This is a genomic window from Alphaproteobacteria bacterium, from assembly GCA_035625915.1.
Classification (GTDB): domain Bacteria; phylum Pseudomonadota; class Alphaproteobacteria; order JACZXZ01; family JACZXZ01; genus DATDHA01.
In genome coordinates this window covers 1-5568 of sequence record DASPOR010000218.1, presented here as the reverse complement: position 1 = coordinate 5568, position 5568 = coordinate 1, and the positions used below count along the sequence as shown (strand labels likewise).

The window sequence follows — 5568 nt, the reverse complement described above, 5'->3', positions numbered from 1 at the left end:
TGTGGCGTCATCCGCGAAGGCGTCACCTTGCCGTCGCAGGCTAGTTCAGAACGCTTGCCGGGGCCGGGCGCCGTGGGCTTGGAGCGGGTGAAGGGAATCGAACCCTCGTCGTAAGCTTGGGAAGCTTCTGCTCTACCATTGAGCTACACCCGCATGCGCTGCGGCCGCCCATTATAGGGATCGAGGGTCCGCGGGCAAGGGGCGGCCTAATCGGGGCGCCAAGGCTGCTTGGTCACTCCCGCCGAGGCTGCAATGGGCAAATATTGCGCCGCCAGCCGCATCGGGCTCCCCACTAAGCGTGCAAGTCTGTCCGAAGCACTCGCGTCTTCGTCCGCTTCCCGGGATTGTGATTGCCGTATCCCCAAGGGGGCCAGTAAAACATCTCCGCAGAGAGAATGGCGGCGAGGGTGTGCGGCGATGGCTCTGGCAACTGAGCACCGGATCAGGCGAGGCGGACGCCTATGAGCGAACCTGCGAGTGCTGGCGTCAAGACGCTCGATCCCACGAAGTTCCAGGATCCGACATGGACGGCGAAGGGCGAGCGGCGGGCATCGGTTGCGTTGCGAGGATTGACAACGCTCTGGTTCAATACCGGTACCCTTTGCAATCTGACTTGCGGCCACTGCTATATCGAATCGAGTCCGACGAACGACCGCCTCGCCTATATCACGACGTCGGACGTTGTGCCGTATCTCGATGAGATTGCGCGCGACGGCCTGCCAACACGGGAGATCGGCTTCACGGGCGGGGAGCCGTTCATGAACCCGGACTTCATCGCGATGCTCGAGACGACGCTCGAACGCGGCTTTCACGCGCTCGTGCTCACGAATGCAATGCGGCCGATGATGAAAGTCGCGAACGCCCTTAAAGCGCTGAGAGAGCGTTTCGGTGAGATGTTGGTTGTCCGCGTCTCGATCGATCACTACACGCAAGCACTCCACGAAATCGAGCGCGGCAAGAATAGTTGGAGGCCGGCCGTCGCCGGGCTCGAATGGCTCGGCCGGAACGGCTTCGCCCCTCGCGTCGCCGGCCGCACGTTTTGGGGCGAGCCCGAAGCGGCTCTGCGCCGGGGATACGCGCGCTTCTTCGCCGAACATGGCATTGCGCTCGACGCCAACGATCGAGAACAACTTGTCCTCTTCCCCGAGATGGACGCAACACTCGACGTTCCTGAGATCACGACCGCGTGTTGGGGCATCCTGCATGTCGATCCCGCTTCTCTCATGTGTGCAAGCTCGCGCATGGTCGTGAAGCGCAAGGGCGAGGCGAATGCAGTGGTGATGCCATGCACGCTCATCCCCTATGACGATCGCTTCGTCATGGGGGAAAGCCTCGCAGCAGCGGCCGAGGATGTGATGCTCAATCATCCGCATTGCGCGCGTTTCTGCGTGCTCGGCGGTGGATCGTGCAGCCGCGGCGCATGACGACGCCCGATAACGGCAAACTCGATCTCGGGACGCTCGAAGCTTCGGTTCTCCTCTTTGGCGGACCCTACGGTAACCGTGAGGCAACCGAAGCGCTCCTGGCCGAGGCGGAGCGCCGCGCCATTCCCTGGCATCGTGTGATCTGCACCGGCGATGTCGCGGCCTACTGCGCCGATCCCCAGGATTGCGTCGACCTTTTACGCGCACGGAACATCGCGACGGTGATGGGCAACTGCGAGGAACAGCTTGCGATCGACGCAGCCGATTGCGGCTGCGGATTCGGCGAGGGCAGTGCCTGTGAGACCCTCTCGGTCGCTTGGTACGATTACTGCCGCAGGGCGCTCGATCATAAGGCGAAGCGGTGGATGGGAAGCCTTCCCCGCCGGATCGATTTCACGCTCGGACGGCGCCGACTTGCCGTCGTTCATGGTAGCGTTTCGCGCATCAACCGATTAATCTTCAACTCGACGCCGGACGTCGAGAAGGCGGGGGAACTCGATCTCGCCGCAAGCGACGGCGTTATCGGCGGCCATTGCGGCCTGCCGTTCTCATCCTTGATCGAGTCGGAGATCGACATTCGCCTATGGCACAATGCAGGCGCCATCGGAATGCCCGCAAATGACGGCACCCCGCGCGTTTGGTTCTCGATCCTTACGGTCGAGTCCGATGGCATACGCGCGACCATAGAAGCGATTCACTACGATCACGAGCGTGCGGCGCGGCGCATGCGCGAATTTCGCTTGCCCGAGGGATATATCGACTGCCTCGCCTCGGGCCTCTGGCCGAGTTGCGAGATCCTACCGCCAGTCGAACGCGCATGCCGCGGCCGACCGATCGCGTCGACAAGTGCCTTTTGGCGGCACCGCGTCGACGACCGCCGGCCTGGACAAAGTCGCAAGGCGTCCTAAAATTGGGCGAGAGATTGCGTGCGCATGCCCGGCCGGCCGCGAACGGTCATCGTCCGCGAGAATGAGCCGCACGAAAGTATTGGAAGAGAGGCGCCATGTACCAAGAAACGACGCGCTCGATCAAGGTGTCGGTCGAGCCCACCTTTCTCGAGAACCAGTCGAATCCACGCGATCGCCAATACGTATGGGCGTATCACGTGCGGATCGAGAATTTGGGCCGCGAGACCGTGCAGCTGCGCAATCGCTATTGGCACATCACTGACGCCAATGGGCGCATCCAGGAAGTCCGTGGCGCGGGCGTGGTGGGCGAACAACCCGTCCTAGAGCCGGGTGAGCATTTCGAATACACGAGCGGCACGCCCCTGACGACTCCCTCTGGGATCATGCGCGGCTCTTACGAGATGGAGAACCGCGGGGGCGAACGCTTCGATATTGTAATCCCGCCTTTCTCCCTCGATAGCCCTTACGAGAATGCCCGCGTGAACTGAAGGAGCCTTTCCCTGCAGCCGAACTCAGGCTATGTACTTGCGAATTGACGGTAAAGAAAACTTGTACTGCGCGGCGCACACGGCGTGGAGAGATTACTTGACTTGAACGGCGGGCGAACCAGTTTCCAGGTGGCTTTGGGCGCCGCACACAAGTATGTCATCCAGAATGCGAGACGTCGGACGAACCAATTCCCGAGAAGGAGGCCGGTTGTGGCCATGAAATCGGTTACTTTTTCCGCGGCAGTGTCCGGTGCCGCCGCGGTCACGCAGGAGGAGGCCGAGCGCGCCGTGCGCACGCTGTTGCGCTGGGCCGGCGACGATCCCGAGCGGGAGGGCCTCAGTGAGACGCCGGCGCGCGTGGCGCGGGCATACAAGGAGTGGTTCTCGGGCTACGGCGAAGATCCCTACGTGTACCTCAAATCCACCTTCGAAGAGACCGACGGCTACGATGAGATGGTGGTTCTTCGGGACATTCGTTTCGAATCCCATTGCGAGCACCATTTGGCGCCCATCATCGGCAAAGTGCATGTCGCCTATTTGCCGAACCGCCGGGTCGTCGGCATCAGCAAGCTTGCGCGCATTGTCGAAGTCTATGCGCGACGCCTGCAAATCCAGGAAAAGCTCACCGCACAGATCGCCAACACGATCAACGAAGTGCTCGAGCCTCAGGGGGTTGCGGTCGCGGTCGAAGCGTCCCATCAATGCATGACGACGCGCGGCATCCACAAGCCGGGTGTGACCATGGTGACGAGCCGGATGCTCGGCCAATTCCGCACCGATCCGAGCACACGGCGGGAATTCCTTGCCATGATCGGCAACCCTCGCACGACAGCGCAGCCTGACAGCTGACGAAGGCCGGGGCAAATGCGTTACGAGTCGGGAGGCACGGACGACGAGCGTGTCCTTTTCCTGCGCGGCGGCACCGGCGTATCCCTGGCGTTCGTAACACTCGCTCCCCGATGACGGTGCGGGCATTATCCTCCCGTGACATGATCGAGCGCCTTGTCGCGTTCGACACGACGTCCGCCAAGTCGAATCTATCTCTCATCGCCCATGTTGCCGATTACTTGGCCGGCTATGGCGTTACGGCACATCTCACTCACAACGAAGACGGCACCAAAGCCAATCTCTATGCGACGATCGGCCCGGATAACGCCGGTGGTGTCGTGCTTTCCGGCCACACGGATGTGGTTCCGGTTCTCGGCCAGAATTGGTCGAGCGATCCCTTCGCCATGGTCGAGCGAGACGGAAAGCTCTTCGGCAGGGGCACTGCCGACATGAAGAGTTTCATTGCTGTGGCTTTGGCGCTGGTGCCGGAGATGATCGGGGTGCAACTCGAGACCCCGATTCATTTCGCCCTCTCCTACGACGAGGAAGTGGGTTGCTTCGGCGTAGGCCGCATGATCGACCACATCCGCAAATCCGGGCTGCTGCCGCGGCTGGTCATTGTGGGGGAACCGACCGGAATGAAGGTCGCGAATGCGCACAAGGGAGCCTATGTTTTCCACACGCGAATCGTCGGGCGTGAGGGCCATTCAAGCGCCCCTCATCGTGGCGCATCGGCGGTCCTCGCGGCCGCCGAAATGGTGCGATTCCTGGCAGCACTTTCGGACGAGCTAGCCTTGCGCGCACCGCGTCCGGGAACACCGGACGGTGATTTCGACCCACCCCACACAACGATCAGCATCGGCAGGATTGAAGGTGGTACGGCTTTCAACATCATTCCAAAGGAATGCGCGCTGCTATGGGAATGCCGCCCTCTTCCCGGTACAGACGATGGGCGCGAGATCCTGCGTCGCTTCGAGGAACATGCCGCCAGGCACGTGGCCCCCGCACTCCGCGACAAGGCTGCCGATGGTGGCGTGTTCACTGAAATCGGCGTCTCCTGCCCGCCCTTGACGCCCGACCGACACTCCCCAGCCGAAGCGCTCGCGCTGGCGCTTTCCGGCGAGAACGCAACGCGCGTCGTCGCCTTCGGCTCTGAGGCCGGCCTTTTCCAGGAGGCCGGCATCCCGGCGGTTTTGTGCGGACCGGGTAACATCACTCAAGCCCATCAGGCAGACGAATTCATCGCAATCGAACAAATCACTGCCTGCGAAAGGTTCCTGCGGCGTCTCATTCGGCATTGCGCGGCGTAAACGAGCGGCAGTTGCGAACGGCGTCGATGGCTGCAAATAGCGAATCGCGATCTAAAGCTGCAGGAACCGCGCCAGGCTCTGGTGGATATTGCGGTCGAGCTCAGCATTGAGATCGAGCATGGCCGCTTGCACGAGGAGGTACCACGTCTCGTTCAACTCGCGCTCACCGGCCTTTTGCGAAGCCGTCCGCGTCGCCGACGCCTCAGCAACGACCTGACCGTCGATGTAGCCGCGATCATTGTGAATCTCGAGTCGAACCGAGACGTGCGCGTCGTAGCGCTTCGATTGCTGATTCGAGAAAAGGTATGCCAAGCCCGAATGCACCTCGAGCGGCACCTCCACAATGCTCGCATCCGTTATAATGAATCGCGCAAAGCCCGACGCGCCGACGGCCTGCAATCTATCGCGCGCCCAACGATCCGTCGAATCGATAAGAGTGCGCGGTGGAAGCGTTTCGACATGGGGCGCCTGGTCGCTCGGCACGTACTCCTTCACCACGTCGATTCGTGCCACGTTGAGCTTGATCGGCGCGTAATTGCCCCAGCTCAGCTCCGGAAATTTCTCGGGCGGAGGCGGGGTATTGCTGCAGCCCGTGAACGTCAGTGTCAGA

General features: G+C 61.8%; 6 protein-coding genes and 1 tRNA gene. 5 read left to right on the top strand and 2 right to left on the bottom strand.

The window, feature by feature from the left end:
• Nucleotides 1-79: 79 nt before the first annotated feature.
• Nucleotides 80-153, bottom strand: a tRNA-Gly gene (locus tag VEJ16_17835).
• Nucleotides 154-461: 308 nt separating this feature from the next.
• On the opposite strand from VEJ16_17835, the gene VEJ16_17830 reads away from it, so the two are divergent.
• The 5 genes from VEJ16_17830 (at nucleotide 462) to argE (ending at nucleotide 4958) form a co-directional block, all read left to right on the top strand.
• A complete protein-coding gene (locus VEJ16_17830; GenBank protein ID HYB11523.1) occupies nucleotides 462-1424 on the top strand; it encodes a radical SAM protein in 963 nt (320 codons plus the stop codon).
• Entirely contained in the window at nucleotides 1421-2332 is a 912-nt protein-coding gene (locus VEJ16_17825) for a metallophosphoesterase family protein (GenBank protein ID HYB11522.1), read from the top strand. The genes VEJ16_17830 and VEJ16_17825 overlap by 4 nt, the downstream gene beginning before the upstream one ends.
• A gap of 95 nt (nucleotides 2333-2427) precedes the next feature.
• A complete protein-coding gene (gene apaG, locus VEJ16_17820; protein ID HYB11521.1) occupies nucleotides 2428-2820 on the top strand; it encodes a Co2+/Mg2+ efflux protein ApaG in 393 nt (130 codons plus the stop codon).
• Between the two features lie 216 nt (nucleotides 2821-3036).
• Nucleotides 3037-3669, top strand: a complete 633-nt coding sequence (folE, locus tag VEJ16_17815) for a GTP cyclohydrolase I FolE (GenBank protein HYB11520.1) — start codon at nucleotides 3037-3039, stop codon at nucleotides 3667-3669.
• 110 nt (nucleotides 3670-3779) lie between these two features.
• Nucleotides 3780-4958, top strand: a complete 1179-nt coding sequence (argE, locus tag VEJ16_17810; protein ID HYB11519.1) for an acetylornithine deacetylase — start codon at nucleotides 3780-3782, stop codon at nucleotides 4956-4958.
• 51 nt (nucleotides 4959-5009) lie between these two features.
• Here argE and VEJ16_17805 read toward each other — a convergent pair.
• The coding region (locus VEJ16_17805) for a hypothetical protein (GenBank protein HYB11518.1) at nucleotides 5010-5568 on the bottom strand (559 nt) is incomplete at its 5' end.